This is a genomic window from Fastidiosipila sp., from assembly GCA_012511175.1.
Taxonomy (GTDB): Bacteria; Bacillota; Clostridia; order Saccharofermentanales; family DTU023; genus UBA4923.
Window position 1 is genome coordinate 27,415 of the sequence record JAAZGO010000027.1, and the last position, 18,080, is coordinate 45,494.

At 56.0% G+C, this 18,080-nt stretch carries 14 protein-coding genes and 2 tRNA genes; 6 read left to right on the plus strand and 10 right to left on the minus strand.

Features of this window, described 5'->3' with window-relative positions:
• Positions 1-43: 43 nt before the first annotated feature.
• Genes GX839_05880 through sdaAA form a run of 6 tightly spaced genes read left to right on the plus strand, consistent with a single transcriptional unit; the run spans position 44 to position 7,056 of the window.
• Entirely contained in the window at positions 44-1,048 is a 1,005-nt protein-coding gene (locus tag GX839_05880; GenBank protein ID NLB04990.1) for a PhoH family protein, read from the plus strand.
• 6 nt (positions 1,049-1,054) lie between these two features.
• The gene (locus tag GX839_05885) at positions 1,055-3,247 is read left to right on the plus strand and encodes an HDIG domain-containing protein (GenBank protein ID NLB04991.1); all 2,193 of its coding nucleotides are present in this window, start codon (positions 1,055-1,057) and stop codon (positions 3,245-3,247) included.
• 9 nt (positions 3,248-3,256) lie between these two features.
• Positions 3,257-4,669, plus strand: a complete 1,413-nt coding sequence (locus tag GX839_05890; GenBank protein NLB04992.1) for a GTPase Era — start codon at positions 3,257-3,259, stop codon at positions 4,667-4,669.
• Positions 4,670-4,672: 3 nt separating this feature from the next.
• Positions 4,673-5,488: a DNA repair protein RecO gene (recO, locus tag GX839_05895; GenBank protein NLB04993.1), complete on the plus strand. Its 816-nt coding sequence runs from the start codon at positions 4,673-4,675 to the stop codon at positions 5,486-5,488.
• Positions 5,463-6,143: an L-serine ammonia-lyase, iron-sulfur-dependent, subunit beta gene (gene sdaAB, locus GX839_05900; GenBank protein NLB04994.1), complete on the plus strand. Its 681-nt coding sequence runs from the start codon at positions 5,463-5,465 to the stop codon at positions 6,141-6,143. Before recO ends, sdaAB begins: the two co-directional genes overlap by 26 nt.
• 19 nt (positions 6,144-6,162) lie before the next feature.
• Positions 6,163-7,056 (plus strand): L-serine ammonia-lyase, iron-sulfur-dependent, subunit alpha, encoded by an 894-nt coding sequence (gene sdaAA, locus GX839_05905; protein NLB04995.1) that lies wholly within the window; start codon positions 6,163-6,165, stop codon positions 7,054-7,056.
• On the opposite strand, the gene GX839_05910 is transcribed toward sdaAA, so the two are convergent.
• The 10 genes from GX839_05910 to GX839_05955 all read right to left on the minus strand — a co-directional run bounded on the left by GX839_05910 (position 7,053) and on the right by GX839_05955 (position 17,938).
• Positions 7,053-9,569: an ATP-dependent DNA helicase gene (locus GX839_05910; protein ID NLB04996.1), complete on the minus strand. Its 2,517-nt coding sequence runs from the start codon at positions 9,567-9,569 to the stop codon at positions 7,053-7,055. The genes sdaAA and GX839_05910 overlap by 4 nt on opposite strands.
• A gap of 90 nt (positions 9,570-9,659) precedes the next feature.
• A complete protein-coding gene (locus GX839_05915; protein NLB04997.1) occupies positions 9,660-10,505 on the minus strand; it encodes a hypothetical protein in 846 nt (281 codons plus the stop codon).
• Positions 10,502-11,386, minus strand: coding sequence for an energy-coupling factor transporter transmembrane protein EcfT (locus tag GX839_05920; protein ID NLB04998.1), 885 nt, complete (start codon positions 11,384-11,386; stop codon positions 10,502-10,504). Before GX839_05920 ends, GX839_05915 begins: the two co-directional genes overlap by 4 nt.
• Positions 11,376-13,103, minus strand: a complete 1,728-nt coding sequence (locus tag GX839_05925; GenBank protein ID NLB04999.1) for an ABC transporter ATP-binding protein — start codon at positions 13,101-13,103, stop codon at positions 11,376-11,378. Before GX839_05925 ends, GX839_05920 begins: the two co-directional genes overlap by 11 nt.
• A 52-nt stretch (positions 13,104-13,155) precedes the next feature.
• Positions 13,156-13,752 (minus strand): ECF-type riboflavin transporter substrate-binding protein, encoded by a 597-nt coding sequence (locus tag GX839_05930; protein ID NLB05000.1) that lies wholly within the window; start codon positions 13,750-13,752, stop codon positions 13,156-13,158.
• A 147-nt stretch (positions 13,753-13,899) separates the two neighbouring features.
• Positions 13,900-13,987: transfer RNA gene (locus tag GX839_05935), tRNA-Leu, on the minus strand.
• A 4-nt stretch (positions 13,988-13,991) separates the two neighbouring features.
• A tRNA-Glu gene (locus GX839_05940) sits at positions 13,992-14,066 on the minus strand.
• A 50-nt stretch (positions 14,067-14,116) separates the two neighbouring features.
• Complete coding sequence (locus GX839_05945) at positions 14,117-15,553, minus strand: UDP-N-acetylmuramoyl-L-alanine--D-glutamate ligase (protein ID NLB05001.1); 1,437 nt, start codon at positions 15,551-15,553, stop codon at positions 14,117-14,119.
• Positions 15,554-15,575: 22 nt separating this feature from the next.
• Positions 15,576-17,588, minus strand: a complete 2,013-nt coding sequence (feoB, locus tag GX839_05950) for a ferrous iron transport protein B (protein NLB05002.1) — start codon at positions 17,586-17,588, stop codon at positions 15,576-15,578.
• Positions 17,585-17,938: a ferrous iron transport protein A gene (locus GX839_05955; GenBank protein NLB05003.1), complete on the minus strand. Its 354-nt coding sequence runs from the start codon at positions 17,936-17,938 to the stop codon at positions 17,585-17,587. Before GX839_05955 ends, feoB begins: the two co-directional genes overlap by 4 nt.
• Positions 17,939-18,080: the final 142 nt, after the last annotated feature.

The window sequence follows — 18,080 nt, forward strand, 5'->3', positions numbered from 1 at the left end:
TATGATTTGTTGGAGGCTTCGGGGGCACGTTATAATGAATGACATGACCAAGAGCGAACCTATTTTTGAAAAACGAATTGAATTGGAAAGCCCGGAGGAAGGTTTCGCGCTGCTGGGTTCCTGCAACGGGAACGCATCGCTTTTCGGGGAGGCCTTCAACGTTGTCTGCGATTCAACAGCTGACGGGCTTGTCATCCGGGGGGCCGAAAAATCAAAGGTTGAAACGGCCGGCCGCATCATGACCCGCCTTTATGAGCTTTACAAGTCCGGAGCGACCCCGGTCACGGAGCAATTGATACGCTACCTGATCGATGCTTCAGTCCGGGGAACCTGGGGGGAGGCAGCGGAATTTTCTCCCGACCTGATCTGTGTCAATGCCAAGGGGCGGCCCATCTTGTCCAAGACCAAGGGCCAGCAGCTCTACGTTGATGCCATCCGGAAACATGAACTGACTTTCGCCATCGGCCCGGCGGGAACCGGGAAGACCTATCTGGCCGTGGCCATGGCGGTCAAGGCCTTCCGTGCCCATGAAGTCTCAAGAATAATCCTGACCCGTCCGGCTATTGAAGCCGGGGAGAACCTGGGTTTTCTGCCCGGGGATCTCCAAAGCAAGGTCGACCCCTACATGCGGCCACTTTACGATTCCTTGAATGACTTAATGGGCTATGACACTTACCAGCGTCACCTGGAGAGAGGTGAGATCGAAATATCGCCACTTGCCTACATGAGGGGGCGCACCCTGGATGACGCCTTCATCATTCTCGACGAGGCACAAAATACTACCCGTGAACAAATGAAAATGTTTTTGACCCGCATCGGATACAATGCCAGAGCTGTCGTTACAGGGGATATCACACAGATTGACCTGCCGGTAAGGCGAAAAAGCGGGCTGGCGGAAGCAGCGGCCCTGCTGGGTCAGCTTGAGGGCATCAGAAGCGTCCGCCTGACAGAGCGGGATGTCGTCCGCAATCCCCTGGTTCAGCGTATTATCCGGGCCTATGAGAAGGATTCGGAGGGACAGCATAAGGGCCGGCCTGACAGGAGATAGAGATCCATGAAAAAAGAAAAGCACAGCCTGCGTGTTGCGATTAATCTCCTCTTCGTTTTTGCTGCCGTCGCCATCATCATCGGAACGGTCTATTATGGTTCAACTCCCAGGCAGTATGACCTCCAGGTCGGGGATATCAGTCCCTATGATATTTCAGCCCCCCGGGATATCGCGGATGAGGCGGAAACGGTCAGACGCGCTTTGGCTGAAATGTCACAGGTGCCCAACATCATGCTCCGCTCGGAGTCGCGCAGCGAGGAATCGCGTGAACGTGTCCGCAGCCTGATTGCACTGGTCCAGGAAAAAAGGGAAGCCCTTTACCGGGAACCGGTCGTCGAAATCTACCCGCCGCAGGACGAAGAAGATCTGCCCGCGGAAACTGCGCCGGAGACGGAAGAGCCGAGAAGAAGGCGTCCTGACAGCCATGAGATCGAGCTGGCTGTGTCCTCCCTTATCTCTGCTTCCGATCAATCAATCGGCATCGTGATTCTTCCAGGTGATGCGGATCAGTTAATCCGGATGGATGAGGACAGGTTCCAGCATTTCTCCGCCATTCTATTTGCTGAGTCGAGCGCAGTCATCGCGGGAACTCTTGATTTGGAAGGCCTTCAGTCTGCCATCGGCGAGAGTGTGGAAAGACTGGGCCGGACCATGGAATTCTATGAAGATGATGCTGCCCTGGTTGGAAGAATGATGACCCTGCTGCTCCAGCCCAACGTTGAATTCAATCAGGAGGCGACTGATAAGGCCAAAAATGCTGCCTACGAACGGGTGATAAACAATCCGGTCATGATCAACCGCGGGGTTAGGATCATCAGCCAGGGTGATGTGATCACACCTGAACTGAAGGCCATGCTGGACCAACTTAATCTGACTGTCAGTTCGCGGATCGATTGGATCCGCCTCGGTTCCATCCTGGCGCTTGTCTTCCTGGTCGGCGTCATATCAGTTATCTTTTTTGCCCGCTACTCCAGGGATCTGGTCATTTCAACACCGCGAAACATGCTGGCCCTGGTGCTTGCGCTCCTGATTCCGCTTGCCATGTCTGCCTATCTGGCGCGCGACTATCCGCTGGCGCCTCCCGTTTATTTCGCTGCCGTCGTGGTGACGGCCTATTTCGGTTTGAGAACCTCCATATTCCTGAGTGCCATGCTGACCATTATCGCCATGCCCATGACGGCTTTCAATCCCTCTTTCCCCATCGTTGCCCTGCTGGGAAGCACGGTGGCTGCCCTGTTGACCAAGGGAACGGGAAGGCACGATAATTATGCCCGGATTATTCTGGCCACATCTTTCGTTAATGCTGGAGCCGCGCTGACGCTTGGCTTGCTCCAGAAGGACTCTTGGAGCGTGATCAGCTCATTTTCATTGCAGGCGACCGTTTCCGGAGCCCTGTCGGTCATTATTGGAATCGGCATCATGCCTCTTTTCGAATTGATTTTCAACACAGTCTCACCTTTGAGATTGATTGAATTGTCCCAGCCCGGTCACCCCCTGATGAAACGGCTTTTCGTTGAAGCCCCCGGAACCTCACAGCACAGCATGATGGTGGCCAACCTGGCCGATAAGGCAGCGGAGGCGATTGGAGCCAACGCCATGATCGCCCGGGTCGGCGCCTATTTTCACGATGTGGGCAAACTGGAAGCCCCGCTCATGTTTACTGAAAATCAAACGGGCGACAACCCCCACGACCGCCTGACGCCCTTGGAAAGCGCACGCATCATCACCCGGCACCCTGAGGACAGCTTGATACTGGGGCGCAAATACCGGCTGCCCCAACCGCTCCTCCGCATCGCCAATGAACACCATGGGACAACCCTGCTTCAGTTTTTCTGGAACAAGGCCCTGGCGGAAGCCGAGGCAAGAGGGGAGGAACCGCCTTCCATGGATGCTTTCCGCTACCGGACGCCCCTTCCGGGAACGCGTGAATCAGCCATCGTCATGCTGGCGGATTCCGTTGAGGCAGCCATGCGGTCAGAAAACATCCACGGCCTCGAAGAGGCCGAGATCTTGATCAATCAGGTGGTCAGGGACAAAATTGATCAGGATCAGCTGAAACATTCGGGTCTCTCTTTCGCGGATGTTGAAACCATCAGCCAGTCATTTCTTCAGATTTATGCGGGGCATTTCCATGAACGCGTTCCCTACCGGCGGCCGGCTGCCCGGCTTGCCGCGCCGGCTGAGTTCCAGCGGAGGTGAGGAAAACCGGTGATTGACCTGAATCACAGCAACCGTCAGCGCCTGTTTAAGCTCAGCCAGACATCACCCCTGGTCAGGGAAGCGGCCAGTCGGGTGCTTTATGACTCTCCTTTCGTCAGGGAATTGATGGCGGAGGGGGTCGGAGTTACCGTTGACTGGACCCTGGTTGGTCCTCGCTCCATGAGGAAGATCAACCGCCAACAGCGGGGAATCGACAGTGAAACCGACATTCTTTCCTTCCCGGCGCGCCAGATGATCAGAGGGCAGCCGGCTGCTCCGATCGAGAACTGGGAATACCTGGAAACGGGCGGGGGGCGGCGGACCATCCTGCTGGGAGATCTTGTCATTTCCCCCTCCAGGGTGGCGGACCAGGCAGAAGAATTGGGACATGGTTTCGAGCGGGAATTCACCTTTCTGGTCATCCACGGCCTGCTCCATCTGCTGGGTTATCGCCATGACACCGAAGAGGAAGAAAAGGAAATGAATGCCCTGCAGGACCGCTTCATGCAGAGCCTGATTGAAATCCCCTGCGGTTTTGTTGCCATTACCGGAAGGCCCAACGTCGGCAAATCGACGCTTCTGAATCAACTGTCAAACCGGACCCTGGCCATTACAACAGACAAGCCACAGACAACGCGCCAGGCTGTCCGAAGTGTGCTGACAAGCGCCGACTACCAAGTTGCCCTCCTGGACACGCCCGGGTTGCACCAACCAAAAAACGCGCTTGGGAAAGCCATGATGAAGGCAACATCGTCAGCGGTCGCTCAGGCCGATGTTCTGGCAGTCATGATCGACGCTTCCTGGAGTCCCTTTGCCGGCAGCCTTGAACGGCGTGTCATTGAGCAGGCGCAAGCCGCGGGGAAGGCGGTTGTGCTTGTGATCAACAAAGTGGACCGGGCGCCCAAAGAAAATATTTTGCCGCTCATTAAGGTTTACGATGATCTCTACAAGTTGGATGCCTACGTGCCGGTGTCTGCCCTCGGGAATGACGGCATTGAACGCCTGCTCCATGAACTGGTCAGGCTCTTGCCTGTGCGGCGCAGGCTATTTGATCCGGAGGATGAGACCAATCAGACAGAAAAGATGTTGGCGGCCGAATTGATCCGCCGCGAAATTCTTCTGCAGACAAAAGAGGAGGTTCCCTACGGCACCACGGTCCTGATTGATCGCTTTGAGGAAGAAGGGGAAGGCGAACGTGAGGTCTTTATCGATGCCTTGATTTACTGCGCCAAAAAGACTCATAAACAAATTATCGTCGGCAAAGGCGGCGAAAGAATCAAGGCAATCGGACTTGCCTCCCGCCGGGCCATCGAAACCATGCTGGATGCCCGTGTTCACTTGTCTTTATTTGTCAAGGTCAAGCTGGGATGGCAGGATCGGCCGTCCGACCTGATGGACGCCGGATTGATGGAAAGGGAATAGGCGATGAGCCAGGTGGTGACCAAAGCCTTTGTCATGAATTCCTTTCCCTGGAAAGACCGCCACCGGCTGCTTCACCTTCTGACTCCCGATCTCGGCCTCATTACTGCCATGGCACCGGCAAGTGAACGCCTGAAAAGCAGGCTGCGCCCGGTGACCCAGCTCTTTTCCTATTCGGAGTTTACGCTGACTTGCCAGCAGTCGCGCTTTTCTGTCAAAGACGGTTCATTGATCGAATCCTTCATCTCGATCTCACGGGATTTGGATCGGCTGGCTGCTGCCTCCCATGCGGCGGAAGTCTTCTCAGATGCCGCGCGAAATGATCAACCGCAAAGGAACCTGTTTGAGCTGTGGGGTTACACACTCTATGAGATCGCCGTGGCGGAGGATCCTGTTTTCATCGCCCGCATGGGTACTTTCCGCCTGATGAAGGTTATGGGCCTTTTACCCTGTCTTGACAGCTGCCTGATCTGCCGGGAGGCCATTGACGGCCCCCTGCTTTTCAGCTTCAGGGAGGGGGGCCTGCTATGCGGCAGAGACCTGGATGCTGCGGCCGGTGAAAGGCTGACCTCCTTGTCGCCTGGCTGCGGGGCTCTCCTGCGCCACATCGCGAACGCACCCCTGACGCGCCTGTACCGCTTCCAAGCCTCGGAGGCGGTCCGCCATGAGGCCTCTTGCTTTGCCGAAAGATGGCTTGAGGAAAAGATGGAAAAGCGTTATAAACGGTTGGCCATGCTGGATCAATGCCCGGATTTTATTTTGCCGGAACAGCGCCTGCCACATGAGGAGAAAGACCATGACTCTCTTTCGCAGCCTCTTTGATGTGATTGGGCCCATCATGATCGGGCCGTCCAGCTCCCACACGGCCGGAGCAGTCCGCATCGGACTGGCGGCCCGCTCTCTCTTCGGGGAATTGCCAGATTCGGTCGATATTACGCTCTATGGTTCTTTCGCCCACACTTATAAGGGCCACGGCACCGACCTGGCGCTGGTCGCGGGCCTGATGGGCTACTCACTGGGGAGCGCGGAAATCAAGCATGCCCGCCGCCTGGCAGATGAGGCCGGGCTGGTGGTTTCCATGACCCCTTCGGAGGAGCTGACCGAGCACCCGAATACAGCGAAGATCGTGATGAAAAAGGGAAGCCGGTCCATGAGCGTGACCGGTATTTCAACCGGTGGCGGCTTGATAGATTTGATTGAAATAGATGGTTTCAATGTCCACGTTTCGGGCGAGGAGCCGGTGATTCTTGTTTTTCATCGCGACCGCCCCGGCCTGATCGCCCAGGTGACCCGTATCCTGGCTGCTGAGGAGGTCAATGTGAGTCAGATGGAGGTTTCCCGCAAAGCGCGCGGCGAAACAGCCCTGATGCTGATTGCCACGGACGGGGAGATCCCCCGGCGGGCTTTGCAGGAGATTGAAAAGATCGGGGACGTCAAGTCAATCATTTTTTTGAGCGCACTGACGCGCCAGGCTTGAGGCGGGGAGCAGACTCATGATCAAGGAAAATTTCGCTGAAATCATCGCAAAATGCCAGGCTGAAAATCAAAGGCTGGCTTCCTTCTTCCTGGAACGGGAACTTGGGCTGGGGGATCTGGACGAAGCCGGCATTCTGGAGCGGATGGAGGCCAATCTGCAGGTGATGGAACAGGGCGTCCGGGAAGGCCTGAAAGGGGTCAAGTCTCACTCAGGTCTCTCTGGAGGAGATGCCAGGCGCCTGCACGATTACCTGGCCGGCGGGCCCGCCCTGGGCGGCAGCGTCTATCTTGAAGCGGCCATGAATGCAGTCGCTGTCAATGAGGTGAATGCCTCCATGGGAATCATTTGTGCCACACCTACGGCCGGGTCTTCCGGCATTGTCCCCGGCGTGCTGCTGGCTTGCCGGGGCAGACTGAATCTGAGCCGTCGCGCCCAGCTCGATTTCCTTATCACTTGTGGCGGCTGTGGTCTCCTGATCGGCAATCAGGCTTCTCTTTCCGGGGCGGCAGGCGGCTGCCAGGCTGAAGTTGGATCCGCGTCCGCCATGGCGGCGGCGGCTCTGGTCGAGGCGGCGGGCGGCGGGCCCGCCCAGTCAGGTCACGCGCTGGCAATTGCCTTGAAGAGTATGCTCGGCCTCACCTGCGACCCCGTTGCCAGTCTGGTCGAAGTGCCCTGCATCAAGCGCAATGCGGCAGGTGCGGTCAACGCGCTTGTGGCGGCAGAGATGGCGCTGGCAGGTGTGGAGAGCCGGATTCCCGTCGACCAGGTAATTGAAGCCATGGGCTCGATTGGCCGCATGATGCCGGTGGCCCTGCGTGAAACAGCTCTGGGAGGTCTGGCGCAAACCCCGGCAGCAAGGAAAATCAGCCAGCAGCTTCAGGAGCTGGGCCAGGTTGAGCTTGACCGGCTCTAATCGAAGTTCTGCCAGAAGTCACGGATCATCTCCAGGCATTGGTCCCTGTCTTCGACGTGGCGGGCATTCCAGTCGTCGGGGATTAGTTGGAGGTAATCGGGCCTGCCGTATCGGTCGTCGATCAGAAGCACAATCCCAAAATCATCTTCACTTCGGATCAAACGGCCGGCTGCCTGGGTCACACGGTTGAAGCCAGGCCACATGTAGGCGTATTCAAAACCATTGCCCGATTTTGCGTCATAGTACTGGCTGAGCAGATCGCGCTCCGGCGACAGGCCCGGGATACCGGTTCCGATCACCATAACGCCGGTCAATTCCTCCCCGACCAGATCGATCCCCTCGTTGAACAAGGACCCTAGGACCGTCAGACCCACCAGAGAATTTTCTCTTTCTTGACCCCGGAAATAGGCCAGATATTTCTCTTTTTGCCCTTCCGTCATACCGGACGGCTGGACAAGGAAATCGATGCCCTTGTTTTCAATATGGCTCAAGGCACGGACCAGCTGGCTCTGGTAGGCAAAAGAAGGGGAAAAAACCAGGTAATGGCCTTTCCGCAGAAGGGCTGCCTCACAGACAAGTTTAGCCACCTCCGGCAGGGTTCGGGCTCGATCGGTGTAGCGGATGGAATAGGCTTCAAAACAGATGGTGAGCCGCCGCTCTTTGGGGAAAGGTGATGGCAGGCGGATCACCTCCGGTTTGTCGGTGGCTGAGCGTGCGTCAAGCAGGGTCAGATAATAGGGAAGGGGGGACAAAGTGGCTGAGAAAAAGACAACAGGCGACTGGTTCCGGTATATGTCAGTCAGGTGAGAAGATGCGTCCAGGGCCAAGAGGGTGAGGTCAAGGTCTGCTTCACCCGCCGGCCGCCAGGTGGTGATGTAGCTGTCATTGTAATAGCGCTCGGCAACCCTCAAAAAAAAGATCAGGTCAAAGTAGGGAACCATCATGGATCTTCGCCCGGGGAAATCAGGGTAATCAGTCAGATAACGTGTAAGCAAAGAAGAGGCGGACGATACCTGCTCGAGCAGGCGTGGGGGAGTGACCCGGGTCGCCAGGAATTGCTGTCGGAGAACAGGCTGGTAAGTGGCGGCTTCCTGGACCAGCTCATTTTCAGGAGGCAGTTCTTTTGCCGTCAGAAGCGGCCGGAAGCGGTCCATTTGCTCAACCAGCCGGTCCAGGCTGCCGCAAACCTGGCGGTTAAGCCGGCCCTGTTCGCCGGGTTCGGTCACATGCCCGGCCATGACATTTTTTATGGCTGTGACTTGGGATCTTGATATGACAGCGGAAAACATCTCACGTGAGCGCCTGGCCAGGTTATGAGCTTCGTCGACCAGCAGGGTGTAGGCCTGGCCGGGCTCGTCCAGCCAGCCATGAAGGCGTACCCTGGGGTTGAAGAGGTAGTTGTAATCGCAGATCACGACATCAACGGTAGGCAGCAGGCTGAGCGACAGCTCGAAGGGGCATAGCGAAAATTCCCGGGCCAGGGAAAGAACATCCTCCGGAGTCAGTCGCCTGATGCCGTAGCTTTTTTTCAGGGCGTCCCGCAAATGATCATGGTAGCGAACGGCAAAAGGGCAGACTTTCATATCACAGAAATGACCGGGCGACAGGCACATCTGTTCCTTGGCGCGTACGGTAAGCGAGCGGATGTAAGATCCCGCCCTTTCCAGATCGTCCAGGCTGTCTTCGGCAACCCCCCGCTGAGAACGCGTCGGTGTCAGATAAAAAAGATAATCGGTCAGTCCGTTTGCCTGAGCCTTGATGGCAGGATACAGGGCCGCCATGGTTTTGCCGATGCCGGTCGGAGCCTGTACGAAGAGGACGGTGCGGTCGCGGACAGCGGCGATCACTTCCTGCATCATGGATCTTTGGCCCTCCCGCAATTGTCCATAGGGAAAGGAGGCCTTCCTGTTGGCCTCGTCACGCATCCGGCGGTGCAGGTAGAGGGGGCGCGCCAGTTCTGTGTAGTCGGCGCAGATGGCCAGGTATTGTTCCCCAAGTTCCTCCCGTGTCCAGGGGCGCCTGATCGTGAAGAAACTGCCGTCATCGATTGAGATGTAACGGAGCTCGACTTCGATTTCGGCCGGAGCCAACCCTTTTTCTGAGAAAAAATCACCGCTGAGAAGAAGATGGGCGTATAGGAGGGCCTGGGCAAGATGGGCGGGGTCGCCTTCCCGGGGGATTGAGGCGGCATTGCCGCGGAAGCTTTTCAGCTCAGCTAAAGTAACGCTGTCACCCGGACCCAGGGCGACCAGGTCACAGCGCCCCTGCAGTTGAAGGTCGAAAGGCAGTCCTTCTGCCCGGTAGCATCCGCTAAGGGGCAGTTCGGTGAGAATTTCCCGGCCTGGAAAGTAATGGTCTGCACGCTCGAAGAAATCCTGATGGGCGCGCGTGCCTTCAAGGCCGGTGACACCGGCGTAAAGCGGGCCGGACAGACCTCCGTACCGGCGGGCTGATTCAGCCAGGTCGCGGACGGCAACCGACAGGACGGGTTTGTTTTGCTTGTTTGGGTCCAAAGGCTTTCACCTGCTCCAGTTCAACCGTTAGCCGGCATCCAGGATTCATCATAGCAAATGAAGGAGATTGTCCCTCTTTTCCGGCGGCCATCATCGCTTCAGCGCCGCAAGTGAAATATGCCAGTCTGGTCCCGCGCCGATCTTGTGAACCCGGGTGATATTTTTTTCCCTCAAAGCGATCTGTATCGTGGCGGTCGCGCCGACAAAGAGGACCGGATCACCTCTTTTCACATAGCCGAAGGACTTTTGGAAAGGAACGGAGGCGCTGTAGACAAGATCCTGTCCATGGGAGATTTCGACCGAAAAGACGTCCCCGTAGCGAACGCCGTGATCCAGAAACATGGTGTCCGGTATATTACTGCTGACCAGACCGAAGTAAGGGCCTGAACTTTCGATAATTCCCGTGAAGATTCCCTCCCGGTAAAGCGGCGGATCAAAGGGAATGACGACGATTTCGTCCGTCGGATAGGCGGGGCCCACGCCTTCAAATCCAATGACACCCGAGGCCAGCCGGACGGCCGTGTAAGCGAAGACATCGCGGCCGTGGAAGATATGACAAGTCAGCGTGTGGGGCCAGCGGTTGACATCCATATCGATTTCCCTGACCGCCCGGATCCCGACTGATCTCAGGAGGTGGGACAGGGAACCGTTGTCGGGCGTTATCACATACTGTCCATTGGCCAGGAGGGCGACGCAGCCGCGCCGGTCGGTTCCGACGCCGGGATCGACGACGGAGACAAAGATGGTGCCTTCAGGCCAGAAGGGTACTGTATTTTTCAGCATATGGGAAGCCTCGAAGATGTCGAAGGGCGGGATGCTGTGGGTCAGGTCGAAGACTTTGACTTCCGGGTCGACTGACTGGCAGACTCCGTACATGGTCGCGACGGCACTTGAGTTGCGGGAGAAATCAGTTTGGATGACAATGGCCGGTTTCATGGCAGTATTCTCCAGTTGTAGGTCGTAAGATCGTTGTAGGGATACCACATCTCGGGATTGTGCGGGTTGAAAAGCCGCATCAGGGTGAAGTAAACCGTTGCCAGCAAAAAGAGCAGGCCAACAAATTGAACAATACGATCAGCTCTTCCAGGCGGCCGCTCGGAATACCAGCTGCGCTTTTTTAATCTTCCGAAACCACGCAAATCCATGGCATTGGCAATGTCGCCGACTTTGGAAAATGAGGTAAAAATGAGGGGAACGATAATCAGCAAAGAAGATTTAATCCGACGGAAAATGGAAGCCTTGCGCTTGTCGGTCTCGCTGCCCCTGGCCTGGGCGCTGACGGAGATGTCCTTGTAGTCACGCAAAAGGTCGGGGATGTAGCGGAAAGCCAGTTCCACAATGATGCAAAAGCGGTAGGGGAGCCGCAGGGAGCTCAGCCCCGCTGCAAATTCCGATGGAGTGATCGACAGGATAAAGGCCATGCAAAGCAGGAAGGTGGCCATCATCTTGGAGAAACGGACACCGAAATACCAGAGGGTCTCGTAGCCCAAAACGTAGCGGCCGGAGATGGAGCCAAACTGGGTGAAGGTGCCGGTCCAGATTTCGCCGATGGTGGGATTGAAAAGGAAAAACAGGACCAGATTGAAGAGGTTCATCAGGGTTACAACCGTGAAGACGAAACGGATGGGTTTCCAGTAGGGCCTGGTGGAGACGATGCCGGCCGCGAAAAGAAACAGAAGCGGCAGGATGATTCGGATGTCCCATACGGCGATGAGGAAGGCGATCAGGCAGAGGAAAAAGCGGACCTTGGTGGTCCCGGTCAGCTGGTGCAAAGGCGTGTCACCCAAGGTGAAATTGATGATGAATTTATCTTCCATTGGCCCTCACCGCCTTCTCATAGGCGACAAAATGCCGGATCACCTGGCGAGGTTCCAGGCCGATCTTGGTTGCCAGGGTATAAAGCGAGGTCTGTTTCAAGCTGGCTTTGCTGATGATCCCGTCATCGCTCAAGACCTCAAAAACGCTGCTGTCAGCAATGATTTCAGCCTTGGCGAAAACGATGGCCCGGTCGGTGAATTCAATGGCCAGATGCATGTCGTGGGTGATGAAAAGGATCGTCTTGCCGTAGTCCCGGTTCAGGGTGAGGATAAATTCCATGATGGCAGTGTAGTTGTGGTAATCCTGGCCGGCAGTCGGTTCATCGAGGATGATGGCATCGGGCTCGAGCGCCAGAATGGCTGCGATCGTGATTCGTTTCTTCTGCCCGTAGCTGACTGCGTCAACGGGCCAGTGGCGCATGGTGTAAAGCCGGCACATGCGAAGGGCCTTTTCAACACGCTTGTCGATCTCATCTTCCGACATACCGCGCAGGGTCAGGGCCAAAGCCACTTCCTCCTTGATGATGCTTTTCACGATCATCTGGTTGGGGTTTTGCATGACGTAGCCGATGCGTTCGCCAATCTCGCGGATGGACAGGGTCAGGTAGCTTTTGCCGTCAATCTCGACCGTCCCTGCCTGTGGCCGGCTGATGCCGCAGATCATGCGGGCAAAGGTTGTTTTGCCTGCTCCGTTCTCGCCGATCAGAGAAACAATTTCTCCTTTGTGGATGACGCAGTTGACCCGGTCAAGGGCATTGGGGAGTTTTGAGGAATAGGTGAAGGAGGCTTCGGTCACCCGGATCAATTCTTCTTTCCCTGCTTCAATGGATGAGGGAGCTTCTTTTTGGAAGAAATGGATCAGTTTGTCCCTGTTTCCCGGCGTAATTGTCATCCCGCTGACATGGGACAGGATATCCTCCTCGTCAAGATTGCAGCCTGCGTATTTCATGGCTGTGATGTAAAGGGGCTCGCGGATTCCATGAGCCAGCAGATCGTAGCGGCGCAGCAGGTCTTCCGGCGTCGTATCCAGGATGATTCTTCCCCCGTCGATCAGGATGATGCGATCAACCGGCCGGTAGAGGACATCTTCCAGGCGGTGTTCAATGATGAGTACGGTCTTGCGTTCGCTGCGGCAGATCCGGTCGATCAGGTCAACGGCAATCATCCCCATTTGCGGGTCCAGCGAGGCCAGGGGCTCATCGAAGAGGAGGACCCGGACATCCTCGTGCATGACCCCTGCCAGGGCAACCTTTTGTTTCTGTCCACCGGACAGTTTGTAGGGGAGATGGTTCAAGAAGGATTCCATACCCACGATGGAGGCGCTTTTCTCGACCAGAGGGATCATCCGGTCCCGCGGCATATTCATGTTTTCCAGGGCAAAGGCGATATCTTCACCAACACTGAGCCCCACAAACTGTGCGTCCGAGTCCTGGAGAACCGTCCCGACAAGGGCGGAAAGCTGATTGAGATCACAGTCACGCGTTTCCATGCCGGCCACTTTCAGGGAGCCTTCGATCTTCCCGGGAATTGAAACGGGTATCAGGCCGTTGATGCAGTTTGCCAGGGTTGATTTGCCACTTCCGGAAGGGCCAAGGAGCAAAATCTTCTCGCCTTCATAAATGGTCAGATTGATATCAAACAAGGTTGGCTTGCTTTGGACTTTGTATTGAAAGGAGAAATCCTTGAACTCGATGACCGGTTTTTTTCCGCCGTCCATAACAGTCATTTTAAAGCAGACTGCCCCGCTTGCAGCAGGGCAGCCTTCACGCTTACTCTTCGTCGCTTTCTGTCTCTCGCAGATTGGTGCGGGCTCCGAAGCGGTTGGCCATGAGAGCCAGGATGGGAATGCCCAGCACAATCAGGATGGCGATATTGGCAATGGACGCCACCAGACCCTGGGTGATCGATGTTTGAAGTTCCCCGGCGTACATCACCATGGTCAGTAGCGGGGTGACGGCGGCAAAGGCGACGACAACACCGACCGCAACCGTGATGGCATAGATGATGGCATGCTTGACCTTGAAGATGCCGTCCATGATGTAAGCGCCGTAAACGGGGAGCAGGCCGACGAAAAAGCCCATGACGGCATTGCCGATGGACCAGTCAAACCACAAGCCCCAGCCTCCGATCAGATCGGCGATGACATTGCCGAGGAAGAGGGCGATGGCCGTTGGAAAGGCGCCGGTCAGGGCTCCGACAAAAATGGGAACCAGAAGAGCAGTAGACAGCTGTGTGTTGGTGAAGACCGGAATCCCGCCATAGATCATCAGTACACCGTAAAGCGCTGCTCCGATCGCAACAGTGACGATGGTCCGGGTTTTTTTCCAGTCCCCGAAAATTTTCTTTGCCAGGCTTAAATCCTTCATACGAATCCTCCTTTGTCTTCGGAAACTCTTGTTTGATTATACACGATAGCGTTTGTTCACAAAAAAAGAGTGCATTGTCAAAGAAATAGGTGAAGAGATAATAAAACCGTCATCCGCAGGAGAATCCTTCGGAGGACGGTCATTAATTGGTGCGGCCAAGAGGACTTGAACCTCCACCGGGTTTACCCCGACTAGAACCTGAATCTAGCGCGTCTGCCAATTCCGCCATGGCCGCGTCCTGGTGACCCCAAGGAGAGTCGAACTCCTGATTTCGCCGTGAGAGGGCGACGTCTTGACCACTTGACCATGGGGCCGTCCGCAACGGATTGAATTATAGCATGAGAAAAATGAAGAGGCAACAAGCCTATGGCCGGGCGTGCAGTTCTTTCACCAGGTCCTTGAAACAGCGTCCCCTTTCATCGAAATTCTGAAATTGGTCGTAACTGGTTCCAGCCGGAGAGAGGAGAACAGCATCGCCCGGGCGTGCCAGTGCTTGAGCCATCCGGACTGCTTCCCGATAGCTGTCTGCATGGGAAATATGGAGGTCGCCGAAGGGAATGCCGGCAGACGCACTCTCCTCTTTGAGGGCCTGGAGAATCAGGCCGGCGTTTTGTCCGCAAAGGATGATCCGGCGGCTTGCCTCAACCATGGACCGGCCCAGTCCCTTATAGTCACAGTTCTTGTCCTGGCCGCCTGTGATCAGGATCAGCGGATCTTTCCGGTCACGGAAAGCCTCCAGTGTCTTTTTCGTCCGATCAGGAGAACTGTCAGCGGAACTGTTAAACCAGCGTACGCCGTCGAGCTCACGGATCCACTCCATCCGGTGTTCTACGCCTTTGAACGTCCGGGCGACACTCTTTACCGCCTCGGGCGGGACATCGCCGGCAGTCGCAGCCGCCGCGGCCAGGATGTTCTCGAGATTGAAAGTTCCGGGCAGGATCACTTCCTGTTCGCTGACCAGGAGATCCGGACTGCTTCCCGGTCTTTGCAGCCAGAGTCGGCCCTCTTCACGCCAGGCTGTGATAAGCTGGCCGGCCTCTTTCCGGTTGAACCACCGGAGCTCTCCCTTGGCCTCGTTCTGAAAGGATGAGGACAGAGGGTCGTGGGCGTTGAGAACTAGGATATCCAGGATTCCCTGGGCCCGGTAGATATTTTTTTTGGCCTCTACGTATTCATCAAAATCCCTGTGGAAATCGAGATGGTTGGGAACGATATGGGTAATGACCGCGCGGTGGATCAAAGGCAGCATGTCCATGAGCTGGAAGCTGGACAGCTCGAGCACCACCCGGTCTGAAGCCTTGATCTTTTCAATTTGATCCAGAAGAGGCAAGCCGATGTTCCCGCCGGTGAAGACCCGGTGGCCGCCGGCTTCCAGGATGAGGCCGATCAGGGTCGTGGTTGTCGTCTTTCCATCGCTGCCGGTGACTGCGTAAATGGGAGCCGGGCAAAGCTCGGCAAACAAGGCAATTTCAGATGTAATGACTGCTCCCTTTTGGCGCTCGCGGATTAGCTGGCTCAGGTCAGGCTTCATTTTGGGGGTGCGGAAGATCAGATCGAAGCCTGTCAGCTTGTCAAGATAGCTTTCGCCCGTGTGCCAGGTGACCTGGACACCCTGTAATGACAAGTTGTCCTGTATGGCTTTAAGCCTTGGGTCAGCGGGATCCATCCTGTCAAATACGGTGATGTCAGAGTTGAGGGGATGGAGCCATCTTATCAGGGGACGGTTGCTGATACCGGCACCGATCACAGCGACACGCTTGCCTGAAAGAAATTGCTTGAAATTGTCAAGATTTGTTTTCATGACCGATAAGCCCCAGCTTTCTTTATAGCACGAGCAGGGCCAGCCTGTAGGCAAGCCAGGCAATCACCCAGGCAAAACCTGTCTGGTAGAAAACAATCAACATGAAACCTCCGCGTTTGAGACTGAGCTCGCGGCTCATGACGGTGACAGCCGCAGCACAGGGCGTGTAAAGGAGGATGAAAACCAGGAAGGCGATGGCAGCGGGAACAGTGAAAAGCTGGGACAGGGCGATCTGGAGGGTCGGCGCTGTTGCCGCCGTCGCGACCGAAAGAGCACTGATGACCACTTCCTTGGCAGTGAAACCTGCGATCAGGGCACTGGTGACCGCCCAGCTGTTAAAACCAAGCGGGGCAAAAATGGGGCTGATCCAGCGGGCTGCTGTCGCCAGCATACTGGTCTCGGGGGAAGCCGCGGGGAAAAGGCGGAAATCAAAGCTTTGAAAGAACCAGATAATCAGGGTGACCAGCATGATAATGGTAAATGCCCGGTAGAAAAATTCCTTGGCATGGCGCCAAACCAGCTTGCCAAGCGAGATCAGGGAGGGAAAGCGGTAAAGGGGCAGCTCCAGAATAAAGGGGGAGGGTTCGCCTTTGAAGAGGGTCCGGCGGAGCGCCAGTGCGGTGACAATGGCCAACAGCATTCCCAGGACGTAGAGCCCGAGCACCACCAGGGTAACCCGGCCAGGAAATAATGTTCGGGCAATGAGTCCGTAAACGGGAACCTTGGCCGAGCAGCTCATGAAGGGGATCAGGAGGGTGGTCAGGTAGCGATCGCGCTTGGTCGGCAGGGTCCGGGTTGCCATTACCGCCGGTACTGAACAGCCAAAACCCAGTAGCATGGGAACCATGCTTGCGCCAGACAGGCCGATGTGGCGGAGAAGGCGATCCATCATGAAGGCGACGCGCGCCATGTAGCCGCTGTCTTCCAGGGTGGATAAGAGGAAGAAAAGCAGGAGGATCATGGGCAGGAATTCCACCACGCTGCCTACTCCTGAGAAAATGCCGTCAACGATGGCGGATTGTATAATGGGATTCATTCCCACAGATGCCATGGCCCGTCCAACCGCGTCACCGGCCAGGCCGATCAGTTCAGCGAATCCCTCGCTCAAAAAACTGCCCGGAGGTCCGAAAGTAATCCAGAAAACCGCTGCCATGATGGCGAAAAATATGGGGATGCCCAGGTATTTATGGACCAGGACGCGGTCAAGCGTCCGGCTGAAAGTCGGGACTTCCTCATAGCTGGGGTATTCGCAGACCAGCACCTTTTCTTCGATTCCGGAAATGAATTCATAGCGCATATCGGCTACAGCAGCCCACCGGTCAGTACCGCTTTCGCGTTCAAGCTCGATGACAATGTGCTCGATCGCGTCCAATTCATTCTGGTTCAGGCCCAGCTTGGGGATGAATAATTCATCGCTTTCCACAAGTTTGGTGGCGGCGAAACGGGGTGTAACATGAAGTTTTTCGGCGTGATCTTCAATCAGGGCGGCGATGGAGTGAATGGCGCGATGGACAGTGCCGGTGCAAAGATCGGGGTTCTTGGGCTTGACCTTGTTCTTAGCTGTTTCGACGGAGATGCGGGAGTATTCTGAAACGCCCTTGTTCTGACTGGCAGAGATAGCGACAACAGGTATTCCCAGCTCCTGCTGGAGCTGTTCCACATCGATCTGGCGTCCCAGAGCCGGCATCTCATCAATCATGTTCAGGGCTAAGGTCATGGGGATGTCCAACTCAATCAGCTGGAGGGTCAGATAGAGCCCCCGTTCCAAGCTGGTGGCGTCGACAATATTCATGATCAGGTCCGGCTTTTCCTCGATCAAAAAATCCCGGCTGATGATTTCTTCCGGAGAGTAGGGGGAGAGGGAGTAAATGCCGGGGAGATCGACAATGGTGCATTCCGGATGGTTTCGTATCCGGCCCTCCACGCGCTCAACGGTCACGCCCGGGTAGTTGGACACTTGCTGGTCACTTCCGGTCAAGCGGTTGAAAAGAGTGGTTTTTCCTGAATTTTGATTGCCCATCAGGGCAAAGATCAATTTCTCCTGCGCCATCGCCACCTTCTTTTCCTCCGTCCCCCTTCGCTGCGGATACAGGCGGGGTCTCCCGGCCAGCATCCGGGTGCTCGATAAGCGCAGGCGCGTGTACAGGTATCGGTACAAAAGGTGAGCGGTTCGATCTCGATGTCCCTGGCTGATTCCCGCCGCAGGGACAGTCTATAACCGCGCAGGCAGAGCTGCATGGGATCTCCCAGGGGAGCCATGCGGACCAACTTGACAATGGTTCCGGGCGTCAGCCCCATGTCAAGCAGCCGGCGCCTCAATTCGCCGTTTCCGTGGATGCGGACGATACGGGCACATTGATCGATGGTTAATTCGTGAAGGAACATGGAAAAACTGCTCACTCCTTAAGATTCACTCGCCTTGAAAATTATAGGACAAGGAGGAGGAACTGGCAAACACAAAGGATGCGGCCAAGGTCTGCGACAGGCCCCTATCTTTGAATTTTTGCCACATTCAGACATAAGAGCT